At 56.9% G+C, this 25,658-nt stretch carries 25 protein-coding genes; 1 reads left to right on the forward strand and 24 read right to left on the reverse strand.

Translation table 11 applies throughout. From position 1 onward, the window contains the following. Positions 1 to 2: 2 nt before the first annotated feature. The 18 genes from pal to sdhC all read right to left on the reverse strand — a co-directional run bounded on the left by pal (position 3) and on the right by sdhC (position 19,053). Positions 3 to 527 (reverse strand): peptidoglycan-associated lipoprotein Pal, encoded by a 525-nt coding sequence (gene pal, locus FHW76_RS06705; RefSeq protein ID WP_002895068.1) that lies wholly within the window; start codon positions 525 to 527, stop codon positions 3 to 5. Positions 528 to 561: 34 nt separating this feature from the next. After that, complete coding sequence (tolB, locus tag FHW76_RS06710; RefSeq protein WP_008805693.1) at positions 562 to 1,854, reverse strand: Tol-Pal system beta propeller repeat protein TolB; 1,293 nt, start codon at positions 1,852 to 1,854, stop codon at positions 562 to 564. A 132-nt stretch (positions 1,855 to 1,986) separates the two neighbouring features. Continuing rightward, positions 1,987 to 3,327, reverse strand: coding sequence for a cell envelope integrity protein TolA (gene tolA / locus FHW76_RS06715; RefSeq protein WP_032734991.1), 1,341 nt, complete (start codon positions 3,325 to 3,327; stop codon positions 1,987 to 1,989). Positions 3,328 to 3,426: 99 nt separating this feature from the next. Beyond that, positions 3,427 to 3,855 (reverse strand): colicin uptake protein TolR, encoded by a 429-nt coding sequence (gene tolR / locus FHW76_RS06720; RefSeq protein ID WP_002895061.1) that lies wholly within the window; start codon positions 3,853 to 3,855, stop codon positions 3,427 to 3,429. A 3-nt stretch (positions 3,856 to 3,858) separates the two neighbouring features. Then, complete coding sequence (gene tolQ / locus FHW76_RS06725) at positions 3,859 to 4,551, reverse strand: Tol-Pal system protein TolQ (RefSeq protein WP_004152221.1); 693 nt, start codon at positions 4,549 to 4,551, stop codon at positions 3,859 to 3,861. Further along, positions 4,548 to 4,952, reverse strand: a complete 405-nt coding sequence (gene ybgC, locus FHW76_RS06730; protein WP_002895056.1) for a tol-pal system-associated acyl-CoA thioesterase — start codon at positions 4,950 to 4,952, stop codon at positions 4,548 to 4,550. The genes tolQ and ybgC overlap by 4 nt, the downstream gene beginning before the upstream one ends. A 149-nt stretch (positions 4,953 to 5,101) precedes the next feature. Further along, entirely contained in the window at positions 5,102 to 5,386 is a 285-nt protein-coding gene (gene ybgE, locus FHW76_RS06735; RefSeq protein WP_008805691.1) for a cyd operon protein YbgE, read from the reverse strand. A gap of 130 nt (positions 5,387 to 5,516) precedes the next feature. Next, entirely contained in the window at positions 5,517 to 5,630 is a 114-nt protein-coding gene (cydX, locus tag FHW76_RS06740) for a cytochrome bd-I oxidase subunit CydX (RefSeq protein WP_004100325.1), read from the reverse strand. 15 nt (positions 5,631 to 5,645) lie between these two features. Next, positions 5,646 to 6,785, reverse strand: coding sequence for a cytochrome d ubiquinol oxidase subunit II (cydB, locus tag FHW76_RS06745; protein ID WP_183476498.1), 1,140 nt, complete (start codon positions 6,783 to 6,785; stop codon positions 5,646 to 5,648). Between the two features lie 15 nt (positions 6,786 to 6,800). Then, positions 6,801 to 8,369 carry a cytochrome ubiquinol oxidase subunit I gene (gene cydA / locus FHW76_RS06750; protein WP_012542427.1) on the reverse strand — a complete coding sequence of 523 codons (1,569 nt, stop codon included), beginning with the start codon at positions 8,367 to 8,369 and terminating at the stop codon, positions 6,801 to 6,803. Between the two features lie 827 nt (positions 8,370 to 9,196). Continuing rightward, positions 9,197 to 10,066 (reverse strand): succinate--CoA ligase subunit alpha, encoded by an 870-nt coding sequence (sucD, locus tag FHW76_RS06755; RefSeq protein ID WP_004885990.1) that lies wholly within the window; start codon positions 10,064 to 10,066, stop codon positions 9,197 to 9,199. Continuing rightward, positions 10,066 to 11,232 (reverse strand): ADP-forming succinate--CoA ligase subunit beta, encoded by a 1,167-nt coding sequence (gene sucC / locus FHW76_RS06760; RefSeq protein WP_002895039.1) that lies wholly within the window; start codon positions 11,230 to 11,232, stop codon positions 10,066 to 10,068. Before sucC ends, sucD begins: the two co-directional genes overlap by 1 nt. A 145-nt stretch (positions 11,233 to 11,377) precedes the next feature. Next, positions 11,378 to 12,604 (reverse strand): 2-oxoglutarate dehydrogenase complex dihydrolipoyllysine-residue succinyltransferase, encoded by a 1,227-nt coding sequence (gene odhB, locus FHW76_RS06765; protein ID WP_012542428.1) that lies wholly within the window; start codon positions 12,602 to 12,604, stop codon positions 11,378 to 11,380. Between the two features lie 14 nt (positions 12,605 to 12,618). Then, the gene (gene sucA, locus FHW76_RS06770; RefSeq protein WP_008805687.1) at positions 12,619 to 15,426 is read right to left on the reverse strand and encodes a 2-oxoglutarate dehydrogenase E1 component; all 2,808 of its coding nucleotides are present in this window, start codon (positions 15,424 to 15,426) and stop codon (positions 12,619 to 12,621) included. 383 nt (positions 15,427 to 15,809) lie between these two features. Further along, entirely contained in the window at positions 15,810 to 16,526 is a 717-nt protein-coding gene (gene sdhB / locus FHW76_RS06775; RefSeq protein WP_008805686.1) for a succinate dehydrogenase iron-sulfur subunit SdhB, read from the reverse strand. Positions 16,527 to 16,541: 15 nt separating this feature from the next. Further along, entirely contained in the window at positions 16,542 to 18,308 is a 1,767-nt protein-coding gene (gene sdhA / locus FHW76_RS06780) for a succinate dehydrogenase flavoprotein subunit (protein WP_008805685.1), read from the reverse strand. Beyond that, positions 18,308 to 18,655: a succinate dehydrogenase membrane anchor subunit gene (gene sdhD / locus FHW76_RS06785; RefSeq protein ID WP_002894949.1), complete on the reverse strand. Its 348-nt coding sequence runs from the start codon at positions 18,653 to 18,655 to the stop codon at positions 18,308 to 18,310. The genes sdhA and sdhD overlap by 1 nt, the downstream gene beginning before the upstream one ends. Beyond that, on the reverse strand, positions 18,649 to 19,053 hold the full coding sequence (gene sdhC / locus FHW76_RS06790) for a succinate dehydrogenase cytochrome b556 subunit (RefSeq protein ID WP_004142216.1): 405 nt from the start codon (positions 19,051 to 19,053) through the stop codon (positions 18,649 to 18,651). The genes sdhD and sdhC overlap by 7 nt, the downstream gene beginning before the upstream one ends. 640 nt (positions 19,054 to 19,693) lie before the next feature. On the opposite strand from sdhC, the gene gltA reads away from it, so the two are divergent. Further along, positions 19,694 to 20,977, forward strand: a complete 1,284-nt coding sequence (gene gltA, locus FHW76_RS06795; protein WP_008805683.1) for a citrate synthase — start codon at positions 19,694 to 19,696, stop codon at positions 20,975 to 20,977. A gap of 66 nt (positions 20,978 to 21,043) precedes the next feature. Here gltA and nei read toward each other — a convergent pair whose 3' ends face one another. The 6 genes from nei to FHW76_RS06825 are packed head-to-tail and all read right to left on the reverse strand — an operon-like array spanning position 21,044 to position 25,607. Next, positions 21,044 to 21,835: an endonuclease VIII gene (nei, locus tag FHW76_RS06800; RefSeq protein ID WP_008805682.1), complete on the reverse strand. Its 792-nt coding sequence runs from the start codon at positions 21,833 to 21,835 to the stop codon at positions 21,044 to 21,046. Between the two features lie 15 nt (positions 21,836 to 21,850). Next, the gene (gene pcp / locus FHW76_RS06805; RefSeq protein WP_012542429.1) at positions 21,851 to 22,495 is read right to left on the reverse strand and encodes a pyroglutamyl-peptidase I; all 645 of its coding nucleotides are present in this window, start codon (positions 22,493 to 22,495) and stop codon (positions 21,851 to 21,853) included. A 29-nt stretch (positions 22,496 to 22,524) separates the two neighbouring features. Next, entirely contained in the window at positions 22,525 to 23,277 is a 753-nt protein-coding gene (gene pxpA, locus FHW76_RS06810; RefSeq protein ID WP_012542430.1) for a 5-oxoprolinase subunit PxpA, read from the reverse strand. Beyond that, positions 23,267 to 24,199, reverse strand: a complete 933-nt coding sequence (gene pxpC / locus FHW76_RS06815) for a 5-oxoprolinase subunit PxpC (RefSeq protein ID WP_012542431.1) — start codon at positions 24,197 to 24,199, stop codon at positions 23,267 to 23,269. Before pxpC ends, pxpA begins: the two co-directional genes overlap by 11 nt. Next, a complete protein-coding gene (pxpB, locus tag FHW76_RS06820; protein ID WP_012542432.1) occupies positions 24,193 to 24,849 on the reverse strand; it encodes a 5-oxoprolinase subunit PxpB in 657 nt (218 codons plus the stop codon). The genes pxpC and pxpB overlap by 7 nt, the downstream gene beginning before the upstream one ends. A 14-nt stretch (positions 24,850 to 24,863) precedes the next feature. Then, positions 24,864 to 25,607, reverse strand: coding sequence for a type 2 GTP cyclohydrolase I (locus FHW76_RS06825; RefSeq protein WP_008805677.1), 744 nt, complete (start codon positions 25,605 to 25,607; stop codon positions 24,864 to 24,866). Between the last annotated feature and the right edge of the window lie 51 nt (positions 25,608 to 25,658).

Genomic DNA, 25,658 nt, shown 5'->3' on the forward strand with positions numbered 1-25,658 from the left:
TCTTAGTAAACCAGTACGGCGCGACGGTTTTTGGCATATGCCGCTTCGTCATGACCCAGTACTGCTGGTTTTTCTTTACCGTAAGAAACGATGGAGATCTGATCGGCAGAAACACCTTTGCCCTGCAGATACATCTTAACGGCGTTAGCACGACGCTCACCCAGAGCGATGTTGTATTCCGGCGTACCGCGCTCATCCGCGTGACCTTCTACAGTCACTTTGTAGGACGGGTTGCTGCGCAGGAAGTTCGCATGCGCGTCCAGCATGGCAGCGAAGTCAGAACGGATATCGTACTTGTCCAGATCGAAGTAAACGATGTTGTTCTGTTGCAGCTGCTGCATCTGCAGACGAGCTTGCTCTTCAGAAGACATGTTGCCGCCGTTACCGTTAGCGTCCATACCAGTGCCGGCACCCAGCATGCCTTCACCGCTCTGGTCGTTGCTGGCGTTCTTGTTAGAAGAACATGCCGCGATTGCCATAACCGGCAGAGCGATCATCAGCCCTTTCAGCACTTTGTTCAGTTGCATTTCTTTGATTCCTTTAATAATCAATTATTTATTATCACAGATACGGCGACCAGGCAGGCGATTTTACCTGTCCATCAGTTGCCGGAAGACGCGCTTTGAAACGCCCATCTGTAGAAACCAGATTCAGCACGGATCCCATCCCCTGAGAAGAGCTGTAGATTACCATAGTGCCGTTAGGTGCCAGACTTGGCGTTTCGTCTAAAAACGTTGATGACAGAACCTGTACACCACCCGCTTCCAGATCTTGTTTGGCAATGTGCTGCTGACCGCCGGCCGAGCTGACCATTACCATGGTTTTACCATCCGCGCTCACGTCGGCGTCCTGGTTCTGTGAACCTTCCCAGGTGATACGCTGCGGCGTGCCGCCATTGATGTTGACTTTATACACCTGCGGACGACCGGCCTGGTCAGAGGTGAAGGCCAGGTTCTGGCTGTCCGGGAACCAGCTTGGTTCGGTGTTGTTGCTGCGACCGTTAGTCACCTGACGAATCTGACCGGAGCCCAGATCCATCACGTACAGGTTCAGGCTACCGGTTTTCGACAGCGCGAAGGCCAACTTAGAGCCATCCGGAGAGAACGCCGGCGCGCCGTTGTGCTGCGGGAAGGAGGCGATCTGACGCACAGCGCCGTTCGCCAGGGTCTGAACCACCAGCGCAGAACGACCACTTTCAAAGGTCACGTAAGCCAGTTTAGAACCGTCCGGAGACCAGGCCGGGGACATCAGCGGCTGGGAGGAACGGTGAACAAGGAACTGGTTGTAACCATCGTAGTCGGACACGCGCAGTTCATAAGGGAACTGGCCGCCGTTTTTCTGCACCACGTAGGCGATACGGGTACGGAAGGCGCCCTTGATGCCGGTCAGCTTCTCAAATACCGCGTCGCTGGCAGCGTGCGCTGCGTAGCGCAGGTACTGTTTAGTGACTTTAAAAGAGCCTTGCGCCAGCGTTGTACCCGGCGCACCGCCGGTATCCACCAGCTGATATGCTACCTGATAAGAACCATCCGGGTTTGACGTGACCTGACCGACGACCACGGCGTCGATACCCAGCGCAGACCAGGCAGCAGGCTGCACTTCCTGGGCACTGGTCGGCTGCTGCGGCAGACGCGAGCGATCCAGCGGGTTGAATTTACCACTGTTGCGCAGGTCAGCTGCCACGATACCGCCAACATCTTCAGGCGCAGCGCCCTGGCCGGCCCACTGGAACGGTACCACGCCGATAGGGCGTGCCGAGTCCACCCCCTGGGTAATCTCGATACGTACTTCTGCGTGCAGCACCGCCGCCCACAGCATTAAAAAACCAAATGCTACTCGTAATGCCTGCTTCATCATATCTCCCTTATCCGGGCGGAAAGCCCACGATAATTTAGCAGAATGTTAACAAACTGAAATACACAAAACTACCAAAACCCCATGACCGCCCGATATTCTTTTCCCCCACTGACGCGGGGGAAAAAGCGCTTAAGGTTTGAAGTCCAATGGCGCATTTTTGAACGTTTCATAAACTGCCTGCGAAGGCGGTTTAGGGAATTTGCTCATCCGACTGGTTGCCGCCAGCATCTGCTGACAGAAAGCCGGATCGCCGCCTTCCGATTTCACACTCAACAACGTTCCATCCTGAGCCAGGTTTACGCGCAACGTACATACTTTACCCTTGTACGTATCCCAGTCATAGAGATGTCCTTTAATCGCGGCCTGCACTTGCGAAATATAGCTGGCAATCTCCGCCTGAGACGCACCGCCCTGCCCTGGTTTACTTCCTTTAGCAGGTGAAGAGCCGCCTGCGCTACCGCTGGTGCTACCTTTCGGCGCATTCTTACCCGAACTCAGATCGCCAAGCAGGTCGTCAACGCCGTCCGCTTCTTTCGCGGCAGCCGCTTTCTTCGCTGCCGCCGCTTTTGCTGCTGCCGCTTTGGCCGCTTTATCGGCCGCTGCCTTCTCAGCCGCAGCCGCTTTGGCTGCCGCCGCTTTTTCAGCTGCGGCGGCTTTTTCGGCGGCGGCCTTCTCTGCGGCCGCTTTTTGGGCGGCAGCTTTCTCAGCGGCTTTTTCGGCGGCTTTTTCTGCTGCCGCTTTTTCAGCCGCAGCTTGCTTAGCCGCCTCCTGCTGGGCCTTCTTCTCTGCTTCCTGCTGCGCTTTCTTCGCCGCTGCCGCTTCCGCTTTCTTCTGCGCTTCTGCTGCGGCTTTCGCCGCTTCGGCTTCCGCCTGTTTCTTCGCATCGGCTGCCGCTTTCGCGGCGGCGGCATCGGCCTGTTTCTTCGCGTCAGCGGCGGCTTTAGCCGCTGCCAGCTCAGCCGCTTTTGCCTGGGCATCCGCCTTCGCTTTTGCGTCGGCAGCCGCTTTGGCAGCCGCTTCCTGCGCTTCTTTAGCCTGCGCATCCGCTTTGGCTTTCGCCGCCGCGGCAGCCTTGGCAGCCGCTTCCTCAGCCTGCTTCTGCTGTTCCTTCGCTTCTTTCGCCGCTTCCTGCGCCTGCAGCCGTTCCTGTTCGAGCTGTTTCAGCCGTTCCTGTTCCGCTGCCTGTTTCTCACGTAACTCTTCCGCCTGCTGCTGCGCCTGTTTTTCACGCTGCTCAGCGGCGCGACGTGCGCTGGCCTGCTGCTGTTGCTGACGGTTATAGTTATTTACCACCGCCCCCGGATCGACCATGACGGCATCAATGGACGATCCCCCGCCGCCGCCGGCAGAGGCATCCAGATGCTCGTCAAACGAACTCCAGATCAGCAGCGCGATCAGAATGATGTGCAGCGCGACTGAAATGATGATCGCTCGTTTAAGCTTGTCGTTTTGTTCGGTTGCCTTTGACACTATCGGTTCCCAAAAACTGTTCGCCTGTACCCGCGATGCACGCCGACGGCGAGCGATACTCACCATCGAACGCCACGCGGACGCACATACCTGAAGCGATTAAATAGGTTTGGTCATCAAGCCGACCGATTTAACCCCTGCACTATGCAACAGGTTCAGCGCTTTAATAATTTCATCGTAAGGGACGTCTTTCGCACCGCCGATCAGGAATACCGTTTTCTCATTGGCTTCAAGACGACGCTTCGCTTCGGCAATCACCTGCTCCGGCGGCAGCTGGGACAGCGTCTCCTGCCCCACTTTCACGCTGTACTGCCCTACCCCGGAGACTTCCACAATCACCGGCGGATCGTCATTGCTTTTCACCGCTTGCGATTCCGTGGCGTCCGGCAGATCGACTTCCACGCTCTGCGTAATGATGGGCGCCGTTGCCATAAAGATCAGCAGCAGTACCAGCAGGACATCCAGCAGCGGAACGATGTTGATCTCGGACTTCAGTTCGCGACGTCCGCGTCCACGTGCTCTGGCCATGGCTTACCCCTTATTGCTTTCGCTGGTGGTAAAGGCCTGACGGTGCAGAATAGCGGTGAACTCTTCCATAAAGTTGTCGTAGTTCAGTTCAAGCTTGTTCACGCGCTGGTTCAGGCGGTTGTACGCCATGACCGCCGGGATCGCGGCGAACAGACCGATCGCGGTGGCGATCAGCGCTTCGGCGATACCTGGCGCCACCATCTGCAGGGTGGCCTGCTTCACCGCGCCAAGGGCGATAAAGGCATGCATAATCCCCCAGACAGTACCGAACAGACCGATATACGGGCTGATGGAGCCTACGGTGCCGAGGAACGGGATATGGGTTTCCAGCGTTTCCAGCTCGCGGTTCATCGAAATACGCATCGCGCGCGATGCCCCTTCGACAATCGCTTCCGGCGCATGGCTGTTGGCCCGATGCAGGCGTGCAAATTCTTTGAAACCGCTGTAGAAGATTTGTTCCGAACCGGTCAGGTTATCGCGACGCCCCTGGCTCTCCTGGTACAAACGGGACAGCTCGATCCCGGACCAGAATTTGTCCTCGAACGCTTCAGCTTCACGCGCGGCCGAGTTAAGGATACGCGTTCTCTGAATAATGATAGCCCAGGAAGCGATAGAAAAACCAATCAAAATCAACATGATAAGTTTAACCAGAAGGCTCGCCTTCAGGAACAAATCAAGGATATTCATGTCAGTCACTGCTTAAACTCCGCGACAATAGACTTGGGAAGCGCACGTGGCTTCATTAAGAGTGGATCAACGCACACAATGAGAACCTCAGCTTCGTTTAACACTGTATTCTCGGCGTTGACGATTCGCTGCGTGAAAACCAAAGAGGTGCCGCGCATCGAGGTAATTTCCGTCTGGACTTCGAGCATGTCGTCGAGTCTGGCGGGGGCAAAATACTCCAGCGTCATTTTGCGAACCACGAAGGCAACGCGTTCAGCCAACAGCACCTGTTGACTAAAGTGATGGTGGCGCAGCATCTCTGTGCGTGCTCTTTCATAAAAAGCGACGTAACTGGCGTGGTAAACCACACCACCGGCGTCGGTATCTTCGTAGTAGACCCGAACCGGCCATCGAAACAGCGTTGTATTCACTTTACATCCCGGTAATGCAAAAAAAGGTTAGAGCTTTCAAACTTCGCTACTATACGCGCGGGAAAGGTGGTTTGGAATGGGGGAAAGTAAACGGGGCGTAAATTTTTATGGGCTTATGCAAGCCCATACCATTAACAGAGATCTCTTATTCAAAAGAAGAAAAAGAAGAGACCCAAAGCGAGCACGATATCAGCGATAAGCGGACAAAAAATCCCCTGCCAGTGAACGGCACGCGGACGGAAGCCCACGCCGTGAATAACGCCGCTGCAAACCGCCCACATCAGCAAGAAACCATGCCAGATTTCCAGCTCGCTGGTCTTCGCCGCAAAGCGCGACGGATCCCAGAAGATGCAGCCTGCCAGCAGCAGCGCCATCAATAAGGAAAGCGCCCTTAACGGGCGCTTGTCCATTATCGCATACATATACTTTATCATTCACGTCGCCTCTTTGTTGGCTACGTCTGCTTACCCCAGTCACTTACTGGTGTAAGCTCCTGGGGATTCACAGACTTGCCGCCTCGATGCAATCCGAATGATTTCGTATATCGCATCACGATAATACTCATCAGTGTTCTTCTTTACCTGCTTTGGTGGCTTCCACGTGCTCAAGCGCCAGCGCGGTAATCACCCCAAAGGCACAGGCAAGAAGCGTTCCCAAAATCCATGCGAAGTACCACATATATAGCTCCTTACCTTAGTACAGCGAGTGGGTGTTCTTTTCGATGTCTTCGCGCGTAATGCGGCCGAACATCTTCCAGTAACACCAGCTGGTGTAGGCCAGAATGATCGGCACGAAGACAATCGCCACGTAGGTCATCAGGTTCAGCGTCCGCTGACTGGAGGTCGCGTCCCACATCGTCAGGCTGGCGTTCAGCATGGTGCTGGACGGCATGATGAACGGGAACATCGCAATACCGGCGGTCAGAATGATGCAGGCCAGGGTCAGCGAGGAGAACAGGAATGCCCACGCGCCTTTATCCGCTTTAGTCGAGACGACGGTCAGCAGCGGCAGCACCACGCCCAGGGCAGGAACGGCCCACAGCGCTGGCATGTTATTAAAGTTCACCATCCATGCACCGGCCTCACGCACGACTTCTTTAGTCAGCGGGTTAGACGGGCCGCTATGATCCATTACTGATTTCACCACATAGCCGTCGATGCCGTAGTAGACCCACACACCGGCCAGCGCGAAGCAGACCAGCGTCACCAGCGCCGCCACCGTGGAAACGGTGCGGGTACGCAGGTGCAGTTCGCCTACGGTACGCATCTGCAGGTAGGTGGCACCCTGAGTCAGGATCATCGCCACGCTGACGATACCGGCCAGCAGACCAAACGGGTTCAGCAGCTTGAAGAAGTTTCCGGTATAGAACAGACGCAGGTATTCATCGACGTGGAACGGCACGCCCTGCAACAGGTTGCCGAAGGCCACACCAATCACCAGCGGCGGCACGAAGCTACCGATGAAGATGCCCCAGTCCCACATGTTGCGCCAGCGGGTGTCCTCGATCTTGGAACGGTAGTCAAAACCGACCGGACGGAAGAACAGCGAAGCCAGCACCAGAATCATCGCCACATAGAAGCCAGAGAACGCTGCGGCGTAAACCATCGGCCAGGCCGCGAACAGCGCGCCGCCGGCGGTGATCAGCCACACCTGGTTACCGTCCCAGTGCGGAGCGATGGCGTTGATCATAATCCGACGCTCGGTGTCGTTACGGCCGAGGAAACGGGTGAGCATGCCCACCCCCATGTCGAACCCGTCGGCGACAGCGAAGCCAATCAGCAGAATGCCAATCAGCAGCCACCAGATAAAACGCAATACTTCATAATCGATCATTTGACGACTCCTGTCTTAGCGTGCCGACTGAATAGCCGCAGAGGACTGTTCAAAGTGATAGCGGCCGGTTTTCAGGCTGCTAGGTCCTTTGCGGGCAAACTTGAACATCAGGAACAGTTCAGCCACCAGGAACAGCGTGTACAGACCGCAGATCAGCAACATTGAGAAGATCAGATCGCCTGCGGTCAGCGACGAGTTGGCCACCGCGGTCGGCAGGACCTCACCAATCGCCCACGGCTGACGGCCATACTCGGCAACAAACCAGCCTGACTCCACGGCAATCCACGGCAGCGGCAGGCCAAAGAACGCGGCGCGCAGCAGCCATTTTTTCTCGCCAATGCGGTTACGAATCACGCTCCAGAAGGAGGCGCCGATAATCAACAGCATCAGGATGCCGCACGCCACCATGATACGGAAGGCGAAGTACAGCGGGGCGACGCTTGGAATAGAGTCTTTGGTCGCTTTGGCGATCTGCTCTTCCGTGGCGTCAGCGACGTTCGGGGTATAGCGCTTCAGCAACAGGCCATAGCCGAGGTCTTTCTTCACGCTATTGAACTGGTCACGCACGGCCTGGTCGGTCGAACCGGCGCGCAGCTGCTCCAGTAGCGCGTACGCTTTCATCCCGTTACGGATACGCTCTTCGTGCTGAACCATCAGATCTTTCAGGCCGATAACCGGCTTATCCACCGAGCGGGTGGCGATGATGCCCAGCGCGTAAGGGATCTGGATCGCGAAGTGGTTGGTCTGCGCATTCTGATCGGGAATACCAAACAGAGTAAAGGCAGCCGGCGCCGGCTGGGTTTCCCACTCAGCTTCGATAGCCGCCAGTTTGGTTTTCTGCACGTCACCCATTTCGTAACCGGATTCGTCACCCAGCACAATAACGGAGAGGATCGCCGCCATACCGAAGCTGGCTGCGATGGCAAAGGAGCGCTTAGCAAAGGCAAAGTCGCGGCCTTTCAGCATATACCAGGAGCTGATAGCCAGGATGAACATCGCGCCGGTGACATAGCCAGACGCCACGGTGTGAACGAACTTCACCTGGGCGACCGGGTTGAGCACCAGTTCAGAGAAGCTGACCATCTCCATACGCATGGTTTCGAAGTTGAAGTCCGATGCGATAGGGTTCTGCATCCAGCCGTTGGCGACGAGGATCCACAGCGCGGAGAGGTTGGAGCCCAGCGCAACCAGCCAGGTGACCGCCATGTGCTGAACTTTACCCAGACGATCCCAACCGAAGAAGAACAGACCTACAAAGGTGGATTCGAGGAAGAAGGCCATCAGACCTTCAATGGCCAGCGGCGCACCGAAGATATCGCCCACGTAGTGTGAGTAATACGACCAGTTAGTCCCGAACTGGAACTCCATGGTCAGACCGGTCGCCACACCCAGCGCGAAGTTGATACCAAACAACTTGCCCCAGAATTTGGTCATATCTTTATAAATCTGTTTGCCGGAAAGGACGTAAACCGTTTCCATGATGGCCAGCAGGAACGCCATACCGAGCGTTAGCGGCACAAAAAGGAAGTGGTACATCGCGGTCAAGGCAAACTGTAAGCGCGACAGTTCGACTATATCTAACATCATGACTCCTTGCTCATCGCATGAAGACTCCGAAAATGAACCGAGAAGCTCTGGCTCATACGCATGCCCCAATACAAAAGTTATTTGTTGGCCCGTCCGCAGCGCGTTTCACCTGAAAGTGAAGCCACGCCACGTCAAGGTTACAAATACGTTAACGAAAACCCAATTGATTCCCCAATATATTACGCCGCAATAACCTTACAATAAATATGTTTTTATTGTTCCAGTTTTACATTTTTCGACGGTGATCAATATATAGCGAAGATAGCCTGTTTAGGCCAATTTGACTTGCGACAATTTAACGTTTTTTGAAGAATTTTTCCAAGCATTAAGCATTGATATAAATCAATTTTTACTCTACGTGTTAATTATGTAGCTCAATAAAGAATATTGGTGAACTTAATGTTAATATTGTGTTTAAAGTATGGCTTGCTTGGTTACTGAAAAGAGAGATATGAGAATCATAGGTAATATTATTTAACGCCGCGGGGAAAAATGAAAAAAAATGCGCCGATCCTAATAATGCTAGACTGCTCACAGTATTTTTCCTGTTTTCTTATGCCCTTCTCTTCTGTTTTTTCACTATCTAAAACCCTTGCCTGTCGCGAATTGCGGAAATATTTCCTTCAGCAACCACGCTGCCGGGATTATATTCATGAAATAATTCATAAAATCAATATGATAGGTAAGGTTTTTCGCGGAGCAGGCATTCCGCCGGTTCAGCGGATGTTCTGGCGAGATGGATAACGCCCATAAAAAAGGCCACCTGACGGTGGCCAACCATGTCGAAATCGGACAGATTTCTGCTTCGGAGAAGCAGAGAGGGTTTACTTGATGATAGCTTTCAGCGCTTCGCCGATATCGGCCAGGCTGCGAACGGTTTTCACACCAGCGGCTTCCAGGGCGGCGAATTTCTCATCAGCAGTACCTTTACCGCCAGCGATGATCGCGCCCGCGTGGCCCATACGCTTGCCTTTCGGCGCGGTCACGCCCGCGATGTAGCCGACAACCGGCTTGGTCACGTGCTCTTTGATGTAGGCTGCCGCTTCTTCTTCCGCGCTGCCGCCGATCTCACCGATCATCACGATCGCTTCGGTCTGCGGATCTTCCTGGAACAGCTTCAGGATATCGATGAAGTTGGAGCCCGGGATCGGGTCGCCGCCGATACCGACGCAGGTAGACTGGCCGAAGCCGTAGTCGGTGGTCTGCTTAACCGCTTCATAGGTCAGGGTACCGGAACGGGAAACGATGCCCACTTTACCCGGCTTGTGAATGTGACCCGGCATGATGCCGATTTTGCATTCGCCCGGGGTGATAACGCCTGGGCAGTTCGGGCCAATCATGCGCACGCCCGCTTCGTCCAGCTTCACTTTCACAGTCAGCATATCCAGCGTCGGGATACCTTCGGTGATGGTGATAATCAGCTTAATGCCCGCGTCGATTGCTTCCAGAATGGAGTCTTTGCAGAACGGCGCCGGAACGTAGATAACGGTCGCGGTCGCGCCGGTCGCTTCAACAGCTTCGCGCACGGTATTAAATACCGGCAGGCCCAGGTGGGTGGTGCCGCCTTTGCCTGGCGTCACGCCGCCAACCATTTGCGTACCGTAAGCGATCGCTTGTTCAGAGTGGAAGGTCCCCTGGCTACCGGTGAAGCCCTGGCAGATAACCTTGGTATCTTTATTAATTAAAACTGACATTATTTCCCCTCCACTGCGGCAACAACCTGCTGTGCTGCGTCCGTCAGACTTTTCGCTGCAATAATATTCAGGCCGCTGTCAGCCAGTTTTTTCGCGCCCAGTTCGGCGTTGTTACCTTCCAGACGAACCACGACCGGAACGTTAACCCCAACTTCCGCTACCGCGCCGATGATGCCGTCAGCGATCAGGTCGCAACGTACGATACCGCCGAAGATGTTAACCAGAACCGCTTTAACGTTGTCGTCAGAGAGGATGATTTTGAACGCTTCGGTCACGCGCTCTTTGGTGGCGCCGCCGCCAACGTCGAGGAAGTTAGCCGGTTCGCCGCCGTGCAGCTTAACGATGTCCATGGTGCCCATCGCCAGGCCTGCGCCGTTAACCATGCAACCGATGTTGCCGTCGAGCGCAACGTAGTTCAGTTCCCACTGCGCCGCCTGCGCTTCGCGCGGATCTTCCTGAGACTGGTCGCGCATTTCGCGCAGATCCGGCTGGCGGAACAGCGCGTTGCCGTCAGCGCCCAGTTTGCCGTCGAGGCAGATCAGGTCGCCCTGCTTAGTGATAACCAACGGGTTGATTTCGATCAGCGCCAGGTCGCGCTCAAGGAAAATGGTCGCCAGACCCATGAAAATCTTGGTGAACTGCTGAACCTGCTTACCTTCCAGACCCAGTTTGAACGCCAGTTCACGCCCCTGATAAGGCATCGGGCCCGCCAGCGGATCGATGGCGATCTTGTGGATCAGGTGCGGGGTTTCTTCCGCGACTTTTTCGATTTCCACGCCGCCTTCAGTCGACGCCATGAACACCACGCGACGGGAGCTACGATCAACGACCGCGCCCAGATACAGCTCTTTATCGATATCGGTCGCTGCTTCCACCAGAATCTGGTTGACCGGCTGGCCGTTAGCATCGGTTTGGTAAGTCACCAGGCGTTTGCCCAGCCAATGCTCAGCAAAAGCGCGGATCTCTTCTTTGCTCTTAACTACTTTCACACCGCCCGCTTTACCGCGGCCACCAGCGTGAACCTGACATTTCACTACCCACGGACCCGCGCCGATTTTTGAAGCGGCTTCTTCTGCTTCACGCGGAGTAGTACAGGCATAACCCACCGGCGCCGGTAAGCCATAGCGGGCAAAAAGTTGTTTTGCCTGATATTCATGTAAGTTCATGTGTTCAGTCCATCCTTCAGGGTGTAATTATCTTTAAACCTGTAGGCCTGATAAGACGCGCTAGCGTCGCCATCAGGCATCTCATCAACGCCGGATGGCGGCATAAATGCCTTATCCGGCCTACGGTAAGTCATACTCTTACTGACTACACGTCCAGCAGCAGACGAGTCGGATCTTCCAGCAGCTCTTTAATCGCCACCAGGAAGCCAACCGATTCACGCCCATCGATCAGACGGTGGTCATAGGAGAGCGCCAGGTACATCATCGGCAGGATCTCTACCTTGCCATTCACCGCCATCGGACGGTCTTTAATGGCATGCATACCCAGAATGGCGCTCTGCGGTGGGTTGATGATCGGCGTGGACATCAGGGAACCGAAAACGCCGCCGTTGGTAATGGTGAAGTTACCGCCGGTCAGGTCATCTACGGTCAGCTTGCCGTCACGGCCTTTCACCGCCAGCTCTTTGATATTCTTTTCGATGTCCGCCATGCCCAGCAGGTCAACGTCACGCAGAACCGGGGTTACCAGGCCGCGCGGAGTGGACACTGCCATGCTGACGTCAAAGTAGTTGTGGTAAACCACGTCGTCGCCATCGATGGAAGCGTTCACTTCCGGGTAGCGTTTCAGCGCTTCAACCACCGCTTTCACGTAGAAGGACATGAAGCCCAGACGGATACCGTGACGTTTTTCGAAGGCATCGCCGTACTGCTTACGCAGATCCATAATCGGCTTCATGTTGACTTCGTTAAAGGTCGTCAGCATGGCGGTGGAATTTTTCGCTTCCAGCAGACGCTCGGCCACGCGTTTACGCAGACGGGTCATCGGTACGCGTTTTTCTGAACGGTGACCCAGCTGCGGCGCTGGTGTCGCTGCCGCGGTAGCCGCTGGCGCTTTGGCTTCAGCCGCCGCCGGGGCTTTCGCCAGATGTTTCTCGACGTCTTCACGAGTCAGACGGCCACCCACGCCGGTACCTTTGATGGCAGCGGCGTCGAGGTTGTGCTCCGCCAGCAGACGACGGATCGCCGGGCTGAGCGCATCGTTGTTCTGCTCTTCCAGAGAAGCCTGCTGGCGCTGCGCCGGGGTGGACGCTTTCGCATCCGCTTTTTCGCTGGTTTCTTTACCTGCGCTGTTGCCCTCACGCAGGCGGCCAAGGATCTGGCGAGACAGGACGGTAGCGCCCTCGTCTTCCAGCACTGCATCCAGAATGCCGTCCGCTGATGCCGGTACTTCCAGTACCACTTTGTCAGTTTCGATTTCGACCAGAACTTCGTCACGGACGACCGCGTCGCCCGGTTTTTTATGCCAGGTGGCGACGGTTGCGTCAGCTACGGACTCAGGCAGGTCGGGAACCAGAATATCTACGCTACTCATTGTGTATCCTTTAATTAATCGACGTTCAGCGCGTCATTGACCAGATCTTGTTGCTGTTTCTGGTGAACGGACATGTACCCTACCGCCGGAGAGGCGGAGGCCGGGCGGCCTGCATAACGCAGAGAGGCCCCAAATGGAACTACTTCACGAAGGTGGTGCTGGCTGCAGTACCATGCGCCCTGGTTGAGCGGCTCTTCCTGGCACCAGACAAAATCATGTACGTGCGAGTAAGCTTTCAGCGCTTCCTGCACCGCCTGATGCGGGAACGGGTAGAGCTGTTCGATACGCACGATGGCGACATCTTTTTGCTCGTTTTTGCGGCGCTGTTCCAGCAGGTCGTAGTAAACCTTACCAGAGCACAGTACGACGCGCTTCACGGCTTGCGGATCGAGTTCGTCGATTTCGCCGATGGCCGGCATAAAGGTGCCGTTCGCCAGTTCGTCCATGCTGGAGACCGCCAGCGGGTGGCGCAGCAGAGACTTCGGCGACATCACCACCAGCGGACGGCGCATACCGCGCAGCGCCTGACGACGCAGCATATGGTAAACCTGTGCCGGGGTGGACGGTACGCAAACCTGCATGTTCTGCTCAGCGCACAGCTGCAGATAGCGTTCCAGACGCGCGGAGGAGTGCTCCGGGCCCTGCCCTTCGTAGCCGTGCGGCAGCAACATCACCAGACCGCACATCCGGCCCCATTTCTGTTCGCCAGAGGAGATGAACTGATCAATCACCACCTGCGCGCCGTTGGCGAAGTCGCCGAACTGCGCTTCCCAGATGGTCAGCGTACGCGGCTCTGCGGTGGCGTAACCGTATTCGAACGCCAGCACGGCTTCTTCAGACAGCACCGAGTCCCAGACGCGGAACTGGCCCTGGCCGTTGTGCACATGCTGCAGCGGGGTATAGGTAGAACCGTTGCTCTGGTTATGGATAACCGCGTGACGGTGGAAGAAGGTGCCGCGACCGGAGTCTTCACCGGACAGGCGCACCGGAATGCCTTCGTCAACCAGGGTGGCATAAGCCAGGTTTTCAGCGCCGCCCCAATCGAACAGCTTCTCGCCGGCGGCCATCAGTTGGCGATCGCCGTAGATTTTCGCTACACGGGACTGCATTTCGATACCTTCCGGCACCGTACTGATGCGTTTAGCCAGCTCTTGCAGACGTTTCGGATCCACTTTATCCGGATAGCTCTCGTCCCACTCGTGGTTGAGGTAGGGAGACCAGGTAAAGGAGTGCATATTCATCGGACGCCACTCCTCTACCACGCATTCGCCGGCATCCAGCGCATCGCGGTAAAGGTTAACCTGCTCAGTCGCGTCTTCCAGCGTCGCAACTTTCTCCTGCTCCAGCTTGTCAGCATAGATTTTGCGCGGGGTCGGATGCTTTTTGATTTTCTGGTACATCAGCGGCTGGGTTGCGCTCGGCTCGTCGGCTTCGTTATGGCCGTGACGGCGGTAGCACACCAGGTCGATAAAGACATCGCGTTTGAAGGTATTACGGAAATCCAGCGCCAGACGGGTAACGAAAGCAACGGCTTCCGGGTCATCCGCGTTAACGTGGAAAATCGGCGCCTGAACCATCTTACCGATATCGGTACAGTATGGCGTAGAACGCGCATCCAGCGGGTTGGAGGTGGTAAAGCCAACCTGGTTGTTGATAACGATACGCACGGTACCGCCGACTTCGTAACCGCGGGCTTTCGACATGTTCAGGGTTTCCTGAACCACGCCCTGGCCGGTAACGGCGGCGTCGCCGTGGATGGTAATAGGCAGAACTTTGTTGCTGCTTGGCTCGTCCAGACGATCCAGACGGGCGCGTACGGAACCGATAACCACCGGGCTGACGATCTCCAGGTGCGACGGGTTAAACGCCAGCGCCAGGTGGACCAGACCGCCTTCGGTTTCCATATCGGAAGAGAAGCCCATGTGGTACTTCACGTCGCCGGTGCCGAGGTGTTCTTTATGTTTGCCCGCGAACTCGTCGAACAGGTCCTGCGGTTTTTTACCCAGCACGTTGACCAGCACGTTCAGACGGCCACGGTGCGCCATGCCCAGCACCACTTCGCGGGTGCCGCTTTTGCCTGCATGGCGGATCATCTCTTTGAGCATCGGGATCAGGGCATCACCCCCTTCCAGCGAGAAGCGTTTCGCCCCCGGGAATTTGGCGCCGAGGTAGCGTTCCAGCCCTTCTGCAGCGGTCAGTTCACTGAGGAAGCGCTTTTTCTCTGCCGCGGTGAAGCTCGCTTTACCGGCTACCGATTCAATACGCTGCTGGATCCAGCGTTTTTCCTCAGTAGAGGTGATATGCATGTATTCCGCGCCGATGGAGCCGCAGTAGGTTTGCTTGAGGGCGGCAATCAGGTCGCCCAGCTTCATCGTGTCTTTACCGATGGCGAATGAACCTACGTTATAGCTATCCTGGAAATCGGCCTCGGTCAGATCGTGGTAGGCCGGATCAAGATCCGCCACTCTCTCTTGCTTCCACAGTCCCAGCGGATCGAGATTCGCATGCTGGTGGCCACGGAAACGGTATGCGTTGATGAGCTGCAGGACTTTAACCTGCTTCACATTGGTGTCAGGGTCGGAAATCGAAGAAGTGTAACGTGAGGCATCCTTCGCCAGTCGACGGAAATAATCACGTGTTTTGGAATGGAATTGATCCGGTTTAACTCCGGTGCCAGGTAACTGCTGGAACATCGAACGCCAGTTGGCGTCAACAGAGTCAGGATCGGTTAAGAAGTCTTCATAGAGCTGTTCTATCCAGCTCTGGTTCGAACCAGAGAGGAAAGAAGAGTCCAGCCAGGCTTTCATTGCGCCGTTCTGCATCGTGATCCCTTAAGCACTTTTATGCTTATTTCGCCGTAGAAACTACCACGCACACCGAGTGCACGTGCCGGGGTTCACTTGTTGCGGACGAGTTGTGGTTTCTATCCGCTAAGGAACCTTTAAAAACTGCCATTAATCTTCAGCGTTCAGGCTGCGGTTGCGTTGGCTGCCTTCGCTTACCCCGGTCACATAGTTCACTATGCTCCCGGGGATGCGCTCAGTTGCCGCCTTACCTCGCACTGAACGCCTCGATTACTGGTACATCTTGTGGCGGTTTTTAAAGATTTCCTGCTATCTGTCCCCCGGCAGCGCTAACGCTTGCCGGGGCTACTGCTTTGGTAGCCCGGATAAGCGCAAGCGCCATCCGGGACAGACCGTGTTGCTTACGCGCTGCGCTGCAGCAGCATCGACTTAATATGGCCGATGGCGCGCGTCGGGTTAAGCCCTTTAGGACACACACTGACGCAGTTCATAATGCTGTGACAGCGGAATACGCTGAAAGCATCGCTCAGGCCTTCCAGGCGCTCGCTGGTTTCGGTATCGCGACTGTCGATCAGGAAGCGATACGCGGCCAGCAGGCCAGCCGGGCCGATGAACTTGTCCGGGTTCCACCAGAACGACGGGCACGAGGTTGAACAACATGCGCACAGAATACACTCGTACAGACCATCGAGTTTCTCACGCTGCTCAGGCATCTGCAGATGCTCGCGAGCCGGAGGATTTTGCCCATTATTCAACAAGTAAGGCTTAATCTTCTCATATTGTGCATAGAATTGCCCCATGTCCACCACCAAATCACGGATAACCGGTAATCCTGGCAGCGGACGGATAACAATCTTCTTGCCCGGCTGATTCAGCGCGGAGATTGGCGTGATGCACGCCAGACCGTTTTTCCCGTTCATGTTCAGACCATCGGAACCGCAAACCCCTTCACGGCAGGAGCGGCGGAACGACAGCGACGGATCTTTTTCTTTCAGCTGGATCAGCGCATCCAGCAGCATCATGTCACGACCTTCTTCCGCTTCGAGGGTGTAATCCTGCATATGCGGAGCGTCGTCAACATCCGGGTTATAGCGATAAATTGAAAACTCGAGTTTCATTTTCCTGTCTCCGCATTAGTAAGTACGAATCTTCGGCGGGAATGCCGGACGCAGTTTCGGTTCCATGTTGACGCTACGACGCGTCATGGATTCCGACTCTGGCAGATACAGGGAATGGCACAGCCAGTTTTCATCATCACGATCCGGGAAGTCGAAGCGGCTATGGGCGCCACGGCTTTCAGTACGGAAGTTAGCGGACACGGCGGTCGCAAACGCGGTCTCCATCAGGTTGTCCAACTCCAGGCACTCGACGCGCTGGGTGTTGAACTCGCTGGAAGTATCGTCGAGACGCGCGTTTTTCAGGCGCTCGCGGATCACTTTCAGTTGCTCCAGACCTTTGTGCATCGCATCGCCTTCGCGGAACACCGAGAAGTTGTGCTGCATACATTCCTGCAGTGCTTTGCGGATTTCCACCGGGTCTTCGCCGGAGCGGGTATTGTTCCAGCGATTGAGGCGGTCCAGCGAGCCTTCGACATCCGATTCGCTGGCGTCGCGCAGCGTGCCCTGCTCGGCGATGGACTCCTGCAGATGCAGGCCCGCCGCGCGGCCGAAGACCACCAGGTCGAGCAGCGAGTTGCCGCCCAGACGGTTGGCGCCGTGGACCGATACGCAGGCAATTTCGCCTACCGCGAACAGGCCCGGGATCACCACGTCTTCGCCCTTCTCATTCACGGTCAGCGCCTGACCGGTGACTTTGGTCGGGATACCGCCCATCATGTAGTGGCAGGTTGGGATAACCGGGATTGGCTCTTTCACCGGATCGACGTGAGCAAAGGTACGGGACAGCTCAAGGATACCTGGCAGACGAGATTCCAGAACCTCTTTACCCAGGTGATCCAGTTTCAGTTTCGCATGCGGGCCCCACGGACCATCGCAGCCGCGGCCTTCGCGAATTTCGATCATGATGGAACGCGCCACCACGTCACGACCCGCCAGGTCTTTGGCGTTCGGGGCATAACGCTCCATAAAGCGCTCGCCGTGTTTGTTCAGCAGGTAACCGCCTTCGCCGCGGCAACCTTCGGTGACCAGCACCCCTGCCCCGGCGATGCCGGTCGGGTGGAACTGCCACATTTCCATATCCTGCACCGGAACGCCGGCGCGGATGGCCATCCCGACGCCGTCACCGGTGTTGATGTGGGCGTTGGTGGTGGACTGATAAATACGGCCTGCGCCGCCGGTCGCCAGCACGGTGGCGCGGGCTTTAAAGTAGACCACTTCGCCGGTCTCGATGCACAGGGCGGTACAACCGACCACCGCGCCGTCCTGGTTTTTCACCAGATCGAGGGCATACCATTCGGAGAAGATAGTGGTGTGGTTTTTCAGGTTCTGTTGATACAGGGTGTGCAACAGCGCGTGGCCGGTACGGTCAGCCGCCGCTGCGGTGCGTGCCGCTTGCTCGCCGCCGAAGTTTTTCGACTGGCCGCCGAACGGGCGCTGATAAATACGGCCGTCGTCAAGACGGGAGAACGGCAGGCCCATATGTTCCAGCTCAAGAATCGCTTCCGGGCCGGTCTTACACATATATTCGATGGCGTCCTGGTCGCCAATATAGTCCGACCCTTTTACGGTGTCGTACATATGCCATTCCCAGTTATCTTCATGGGAGTTACCGAGCGCGACGGTGATACCACCCTGCGCGGATACGGTATGGGAACGGGTAGGGAACACTTTGGAGAGCAGTGCACAGGTCTGTCCGCTCTGGGAAATTTGCAGCGCCGCGCGCATACCTGCGCCGCCGGCACCGATAACAACAGCATCAAACTCTCTGACTGGCAATTTCATTACACACCCCACACCACAACAAATCCATAAAGAACGTAAGCCACCAGCGCCACAACGATAGCCAGTTGCAGAACCAGGCGCAGAGCCAGTGGTTTAACGTAGTCCGTTAACACCTGCCACATCCCGATCCAGGCATGGATGAGAATGGAGACGAGAGCCAGCAGAGTGAAGACTTTAGTGAAGCCGGAGGCAAAGAATCCGGTCCACACTTCCCATGAGATTTCACCGGTGGTGGCGAAGAAGCCAACCATGTAGATGATGTAGAGGGTCAGAACGATGGCGGTAGCACGGACCAGAATAAAGTCATGTACGCCGTTGCGTCCCAGTGCTGAGGCGTTGCTTACCATACGAGGACTCCTGCGAGAAGTGAAAGCACGACAGTAATAACAAAAGAGATTTTGGCGGAACGTTTCCCTGCTTCGAGGGTTTCGTCCAGGTAGCCAAAGTCCATCATCAGATGGCGGATACCGACAACGACATGATAGGCCAGTGCGGTGAGAATGCCCCACATGATGAACTTCACAAAGAAGCTATCCATGATCGAGGCCGCCGTCAGAAAACCTTCAGGGGAGGAAAGGCTGGTGCCCAGCAACCAAAGCAGAATTCCGACCGCCACGAAGGTGATGACACCGGAAACGCGATGGAGAATGGACGCTATCGCCGTGATTGGGAACCGTATCGTTTGTAGATCCAGATTGACAGGTCTTTGTTTTTTCACATTTCTTACCATGAATAACGCCCACATGCTGTTCTTATTGTTTCCTTCCTCCGGTCTGCTTGCGGGTCAGACAGCGTCCTTTCTATAACCAGAAGTCATGTTAAAACGTCTTTTCAGGCATTAAAACATCACTAAACAACGCTGGGTGGCTCGGGATTGCAGGGTGTTCCGGAGACCTGGCCGCAGTATAGGCCGTTCACAAAATCATTACAATTAACCTACATATAGTTTGTTGGGTTTTCTCCGGAACAGTGATCAAGGTCACGATAACAACATTTTTTTAATTTTTAATCACCTGATTTGACAAATATTAAACATTCTTGTTACAACCATTACCAGTTAAATGCAATAATGCTCAAAAGTTATGGGGTCACTCTTTCACCTGAGAATAAGTTATGTAACAGTGTGTCAGTATTGACCGATGTAATCAGGACAGTTATTAGTGGTATACAGGTTTTAATATTCGGACTGCTAAAACGCTGATTTGCTGTTGTTTCACCGCAGCCCTGAAGGACGTACCATCAAGCGCCGTTGCTCTGTACCCTGCCCTTTTCGCTGACGCAGAGCTGTGTGCAACATAACAAACTGGTAACGTATGCAGGCGCGGGCCGAAAGCAAATCCACCACCCGGCAGTCTTAAGCAATAAAGGCGCTAAGGAGACCATAAATGTCTGATGCTAAAGCAAAAATCACCCTGGGTGGTGACACTGCTATTGAACTGGATGTGCTAAAAGGCACGCTCGGTCAGGATGTTATTGATATTCGTAGTCTTGGTTCAAAAGGCGTATTTACTTTTGACCCAGGTTTCACATCCACCGCTTCTTGTGAATCTAAAATTACGTTTATCGATGGTGACGAGGGGATCCTGCTGCACCGCGGCTTCCCGATCGACCAGTTAGCGACCGAATCTAACTATCTCGAAGTATGTTATATTCTGCTGTACGGTGAAAAACCGACTCAGGCCGAATATGACGAATTCAAAACCACCGTCACCCGCCACACCATGATTCATGAGCAGATCACGCGTCTGTTCCATGCATTCCGTCGCGATTCCCACCCGATGGCCGTGATGTGCGGGATCACCGGCGCCCTGGCGGCGTTCTATCATGACTCCCTCGACGTGAATAACCCACGTCACCGCGAGATTGCTGCCTACCGTCTGCTGTCCAAAATGCCAACCATGGCAGCCATGTGTTACAAGTATTCTATCGGCCAGCCGTTTGTTTATCCGCGCAACGACCTCTCCTACGCCGGCAACTTCCTGCGCATGATGTTCGCGACACCGTGCGAAGAGTATGAAGTCAATCCGGTGCTTGAACGCGCGATGGATCGTATTCTGATCCTGCACGCCGATCACGAGCAGAACGCGTCGACCTCGACGGTACGTACCGCCGGCTCCTCCGGCGCTAACCCGTTCGCCTGTATCGCTGCTGGCATCGCCTCCCTGTGGGGACCGGCGCACGGCGGCGCCAACGAAGCGGCGCTGAAGATGCTGGAAGAGATCAGCTCCGTTGAGCACATTCCGGAATTTGTTCGTCGTGCGAAAGACAAGAATGACTCTTTCCGCCTGATGGGCTTCGGCCATCGTGTTTACAAAAACTACGACCCGCGCGCCACCGTGATGCGTGAAACCTGCCATGAAGTGCTGAAAGAGCTGGGCACCAAAGACGATCTGCTGCAGGTAGCCATGGAGCTGGAGCATATCGCGCTGAACGACCCGTACTTCATCGAGAAGAAACTCTACCCGAACGTCGACTTCTACTCCGGTATCATCCTGAAAGCGATGGGTATTCCGTCCTCCATGTTTACCGTTATCTTCGCCATGGCGCGTACCGTGGGCTGGATTGCGCACTGGAACGAAATGCACAGCGATGGCATGAAGATCGCCCGTCCGCGTCAGCTGTACACTGGCTACACCAAACGCGATTACCAGTCCGACATTAAGCGCTAATCTTGCCGTCCGGATGAAAAAAAACGCGCCACCTGGCGCGTTTTTTTATCTGCCTGACTGCCGGGCTTAATGCTGGCATCCGGGACACCAGTAAAACGGCCGCGAGGAGAGTGTCGTCTTCTCAATCACGCCCCCACAGCGCTCGCACCTTTCCCCGTCGCGATGGAAGACCTTAAAGCGAAACAGCGCGCCGTGATGCTTGTTGTCATCGGCCTGGCCGCGGGTGTGATACGACAACCGCGGAATAGCCAGCAGCGCGTGCGCCAGCGCATCCAGCTGACTATCGCTCAGTTCAGCGGCTTTACGCTTTCCGCTTAATCCCACCTGCCAGAGGATCTCCACCCGCAGATAGTTACCGAGCCCGGCCAGAAAAGCCTGATCCAGCAGCAGGCCGGAAAACTGACGATGGCGGAATTTGGCCGACAGCAGCCGCGCTTTCACCTCCTCCACGGTTAACGTCATATCCAGCACATCTGGCCCCACGCGCAGTAAAAACGGGTGATGGGCAACCTGCTCCGCCGTGAGCATCTCGATGTCCGAGGCGCTGTAAAGCAGAATCGCCTTGCGGGCGGTCTGCAGCCTGACGCGCAGCACCCGGTTAGAGGCGGGCTGTTCCCCGGCATCGACCACGCGCCAGACACCGTACAGCTGATTATGGCTGTACAGGGTCAGCCCGCCGGAGAAGTGTGTTAACAGGGCCTTGCCGCGGGTGGCGATATGGGTCACCCGCTGGCCAATCAACAGGCTTTGATAGGGTTGCAACTGCGGAAAGGCGAACCAGGCATCGGTTAAGGGTTCGCCTTTGATTGCCGCCTCCAGTTTATCCGCCGCGCGGCGGATCTCCGGACCTTCCGGCATACTGTCATCCTTCTGTTAATGGGTGGCGCCGCCGCCCAGTTTACTATCCACCGACTGGCGCAGCGCCACGGCAATGGCCGTTTCCAGCGCTTCCCGCACGGTGGCGGTCGCCATACTCGGCTCGCCGGGATGGGCCGCCGCCTGCGCCGGTAGCCATGGAATATGGATAAAGCCGCCCCTGACGCCAGCCTGCTCCTGCAGCTTATGTAGCAAACCATACATCACGTGATTGCAGACGAAGGTGCCGGCGGTTTGGGAGACCGAAGCCGGGATCCCGCGATCGCGCAACGCGCTGACGATCGCTTTGATCGGTAAGGTACTGAACCACGCCGCCGGCCCCCCGTCGACGATCGGCGTGTCGACAGGCTGCTGGCCTTTGTTATCGGGAATGCGCGCATCATCGACGTTGATAGCCACACGTTCAACGCTGATATCGACGCGACCGCCGGCCTGCCCCACGGCAATGACCAGCCTCGGCTGCAGGTCTTCTATCGCCGCGTAAAGCACCGACAGCGCCTCGCCAAACACACAGGGGAGCTGGCGGGCGATCACCGGCTGCCCGGCAATCATCGTCCCGTCCAGCTGCTTCACCACTTCCCATGAAGGGTTAACCGTTTCGCCATCAAAGGGTTCAAAACCGGTGAGCAATACTCCCGCCATCATCCTCTCCTTCGCGGTCATTCAGGTTGTCACGCTTCAGCGTCCAGTTGCGCGCTGACCAGAATATGGCGCCCGGCAAAGGCCGCCCGCAGACGGCGGGCAAAATCCAGCGCGTGCGGGCCATCGCCGTGCAGACACACCGTCTGCGCCACCACGTTCGCCCACTCACCGCTGATGCTGCGCACCCGGTGGTGCTGCACCATCTCGAGGGTTTGCGCCAGAGCCTGCTCTTCGCTGTCGATCAGCGCGCCGGGCTGGCTGCGCGGCACCAGGCTACCGTCGGCCAGGTAGCCGCGGTCGGCAAACACCTCCTGGCGCGTCGTCAGACCATAGTGCTGCCCGGCGCGGATCAGTTCGCTGCCCGCCAGCCCCACCAGCACCAGCTTCGGGTTAACATCACGGATAGCGCGGGCGATCGCGTCCGCCAGCGGCGGCGACTTGGCCGCCTGGTTATAAAGCATGCCGTGCGGCTTCACATGCTGTAGCTCGCCGCCCTGCGCCTGAACGATCGCCGCCAGGGCGCCAATCTGATACAGCATCTGGGCATAGACCGTTTCCGGCGGCAGATCCATCGCCGTACGGCCAAAATTTTCCCGGTCGGGATATCCCGGATGGGCGCCCACCGCCACGCCGTACTTCAGCGCCTCGCGTACGCTCTGCACCATCAGTCCGGCGTCGCCGGCATGAAAGCCGCAGGCGATATTCGCCGACGAGACCAGCTGGAGCAGCGCGCTATCGTTCGCGCCCCCTTCCCCGAGATCGGCATTGAGATCAATCATCATCGTGGAGTCTCCAGGCCAGTTGTTCAAGATAACGCTGGCGATCGGCCCGTGCTTTTAAGGCCTCCTCCAGCGAGCAGGCGACAAAGTGGATCGGCTGCCCCAGCGGGATCTGCGCCAGCTGGTACATATCAGCCTCAATAATGCAGGCGATGCGCGGATAGCCGCCGGTGGTTTGCGCATCGTTCATCAGGACGATGGGCTGGCCGTTATGCGGCACCTGCACTACGCCCGGCAGCAGACCGTGCGACAGCATCTCGCGATCGGTGATCCGTTTCAACGGCTGCCCCTGCAGGCGGTAGCCCATGCGATTGCTCTGCGGACTGAGCTGCCAGGGGGAGCGCCAGAACGACGCCTGCGAGGCCGCATCAAACTCATGATACTCCGGGCCCGGCAGCGCGCGAATGCGGTTGCCCAGCGGCAGCTGCTTGACACCGCGCGAGGTGGTAAAGCGCCGAGCGGCTTTCCCGAGCTTCAGCTGATCGCCATCCTGCAGGCGGCGTCCTTCCAGACCGCCAATCCCCGCCTTAAGATCCGTGCTGCGCGAGCCAAGCACCACCGGGACCGCGACCCCGCCCGCCACCGCCAGATAGCTGCGGATGCCATGCTGCGGCGTTTTCAGCACCAACCGTTGCCCGGCCCGGTAGGCGGTGCGCCAGCCCACCCAGACCGCTTTGCCGTCCAGCGTCGCTTCGCAGGCGGCGCCGGTCAGCGCGAACCAGCCGCTGCGGGCAAATTCGATCTCCACCTGACCGAGGGTAATCTCCAGCCCGGCGGCGTTCGCCTCGTTGCCAACCAGCAGATTGGCAATCACCAGCGAGGGATAATCCAGAGCGCCGCAGCGGCTGATGCCAGACTGGCGCAGGCCTTCTCGTCCACCGTCCTGTACCGAGGTGTACAGACCGGCGCGGATCAGGGTTAACATACCCCCTCCTTTTGCGGCACAAAGCGAATTTTATCGCCCACGCGCAACAGCGCAGGCTCCTTACGCGCCGGGTCAAACAGCGTCAACGCGGTCCGCCCCAGCAGCTGCCAGCCGCCGGGCGTCGCCAGCGGATAGATGCCGGTTTGCGCGCCGCCAATGCCCACCGATCCGGCCGGGACCCGCACGCGCGGTTCGGCGCGACGCGGGGTCGCCAGCGCCGGCGGCAGCCCGCCCAGGTAGGGGAATCCCGGCTGAAAACCAATAAACCAGACCAGGTATTCCACCGAGGCATGCAGCTCCACAACCTGTTTTTCACTCAGGCCGCTGTGTTGCGCCACCACCCCGAGATCCGGCCCGGCCTCGCCGCCGTACACGACCGGGATGGTTAATGACCTCGACTCCGGCTCCAGCGCAAGACTCTCCTCCCACCAGCGCTGCAGACGGTCTATCGCCTCCCACGCCATCTCCTGCGGGCGGCGGAGCACCACGGTGATATTGTTCATGCCGGGAATGGCGTCAACCACCTCTTCATGGTGAGACAGACGCTGGGCCAATCCCCAGATCCGTTGCTGGCTCTCGAGCGTGACCGGCGGCTCCAGCTCCAGCACGACGGCCGTTTCTCCTAACAGATAACAACGCGCTCGCTGCACTTTTCTCTCTCCCGTCAGGCAGGGTTAGGAATATCAATAAAGGTGACATCCAGGTCGGTCGTTTCCGTCAGCCATTCACTGAGGGCGCGAATGCCGCCCCGCTCGGTGGCGTGGTGGCCGGCGGCATAAAAATGCAGCCCCTGTTCGCGGGCAGAGTGAATAGTTTGTTCCGACACCTCGCCGGTAATAAACGCATCCACCCCAAAGCGCGCCGCGGCGTCGATAAAGCTCTGGCCGCCGCCGGTACACCAGGCGACGCGGCTGACGGTGTCCGGCCCGGTATCGCCGCACCATAACGGCTTGCGCCCCAGCCGCGCTTCGATCCACGAGGCCAGTTCGAGGCCGGAAACCGGCATCGACAGTTCGCCCCAAGGCACCAGCGGTTCGATTTCACCCAGCACGTTAATCCCCAGCAGATGCGCCAGTTGCGCGTTGTTGCCCAGCTCCGGGTGGGCATCCAGCGGCAGGTGCCAGCCGTAGAGATTGATATCGTTGGCCAGCAGAGTCTTCAGGCGGCGGCGCTTCATGCCGCGGATCACTGGCGACTCGTTTTTCCAGAAATAGCCATGATGGACGATCACCGCATCCGCCTGCAGCCGAACGGCTTCATCCAGCAGCGCCTGGCTGGCCGTCACCCCGGTGACGATCGTTTGCACCGTATCACGTCCTTCCACCTGCAGACCGTTAGGGGCGAAATCACTGATGGCCGCACTATTGAGCTTGTCGTTTATCAGTTGTTCCAGTTCGCTATTTTTCATCGCCACTCCAGCAGATAATCAGGGTATACAAAGGCATAACATAACCAGATC

Source organism: Klebsiella sp. RC2 (assembly GCF_014192815.1).
Taxonomy (GTDB): domain Bacteria; phylum Pseudomonadota; class Gammaproteobacteria; order Enterobacterales; family Enterobacteriaceae; genus Klebsiella; species Klebsiella variicola.

Coding starts and splice junctions, on each gene's coding strand:
- pal (WP_002895068.1), bottom strand. CDS start 527: ATGCAACTGAACAAAGTGCTGAAAGGGCTGATGATCGCTCTGCCGGTT.
- tolB (WP_008805693.1), bottom strand. CDS start 1,854: ATGAAGCAGGCATTACGAGTAGCATTTGGTTTTTTAATGCTGTGGGCG.
- tolR (WP_002895061.1), bottom strand. CDS start 3,855: ATGGCCAGAGCACGTGGACGCGGACGTCGCGAACTGAAGTCCGAGATC.
- ybgE (WP_008805691.1), bottom strand. CDS start 5,386: ATGATAAAGTATATGTATGCGATAATGGACAAGCGCCCGTTAAGGGCG.
- cydX (WP_004100325.1), bottom strand. CDS start 5,630: ATGTGGTACTTCGCATGGATTTTGGGAACGCTTCTTGCCTGTGCCTTT.
- cydB (WP_183476498.1), bottom strand. CDS start 6,785: ATGATCGATTATGAAGTATTGCGTTTTATCTGGTGGCTGCTGATTGGC.
- cydA (WP_012542427.1), bottom strand. CDS start 8,369: ATGTTAGATATAGTCGAACTGTCGCGCTTACAGTTTGCCTTGACCGCG.
- sucD (WP_004885990.1), bottom strand. CDS start 10,066: ATGTCAGTTTTAATTAATAAAGATACCAAGGTTATCTGCCAGGGCTTC.
- sucC (WP_002895039.1), bottom strand. CDS start 11,232: ATGAACTTACATGAATATCAGGCAAAACAACTTTTTGCCCGCTATGGC.
- odhB (WP_012542428.1), bottom strand. CDS start 12,604: ATGAGTAGCGTAGATATTCTGGTTCCCGACCTGCCTGAGTCCGTAGCT.
- sucA (WP_008805687.1), bottom strand. CDS start 15,426: ATGCAGAACGGCGCAATGAAAGCCTGGCTGGACTCTTCTTTCCTCTCT.
- sdhB (WP_008805686.1), bottom strand. CDS start 16,526: ATGAAACTCGAGTTTTCAATTTATCGCTATAACCCGGATGTTGACGAC.
- sdhA (WP_008805685.1), bottom strand. CDS start 18,308: ATGAAATTGCCAGTCAGAGAGTTTGATGCTGTTGTTATCGGTGCCGGC.
- sdhD (WP_002894949.1), bottom strand. CDS start 18,655: ATGGTAAGCAACGCCTCAGCACTGGGACGCAACGGCGTACATGACTTT.
- sdhC (WP_004142216.1), bottom strand. CDS start 19,053: ATGTGGGCGTTATTCATGGTAAGAAATGTGAAAAAACAAAGACCTGTC.
- gltA (WP_008805683.1), top strand. CDS start 19,694: ATGTCTGATGCTAAAGCAAAAATCACCCTGGGTGGTGACACTGCTATT.
- nei (WP_008805682.1), bottom strand. CDS start 21,835: ATGCCGGAAGGTCCGGAGATCCGCCGCGCGGCGGATAAACTGGAGGCG.
- pcp (WP_012542429.1), bottom strand. CDS start 22,495: ATGGCGGGAGTATTGCTCACCGGTTTTGAACCCTTTGATGGCGAAACG.
- pxpA (WP_012542430.1), bottom strand. CDS start 23,277: ATGATGATTGATCTCAATGCCGATCTCGGGGAAGGGGGCGCGAACGAT.
- pxpC (WP_012542431.1), bottom strand. CDS start 24,199: ATGTTAACCCTGATCCGCGCCGGTCTGTACACCTCGGTACAGGACGGT.
- FHW76_RS06825 (WP_008805677.1), bottom strand. CDS start 25,607: ATGAAAAATAGCGAACTGGAACAACTGATAAACGACAAGCTCAATAGT.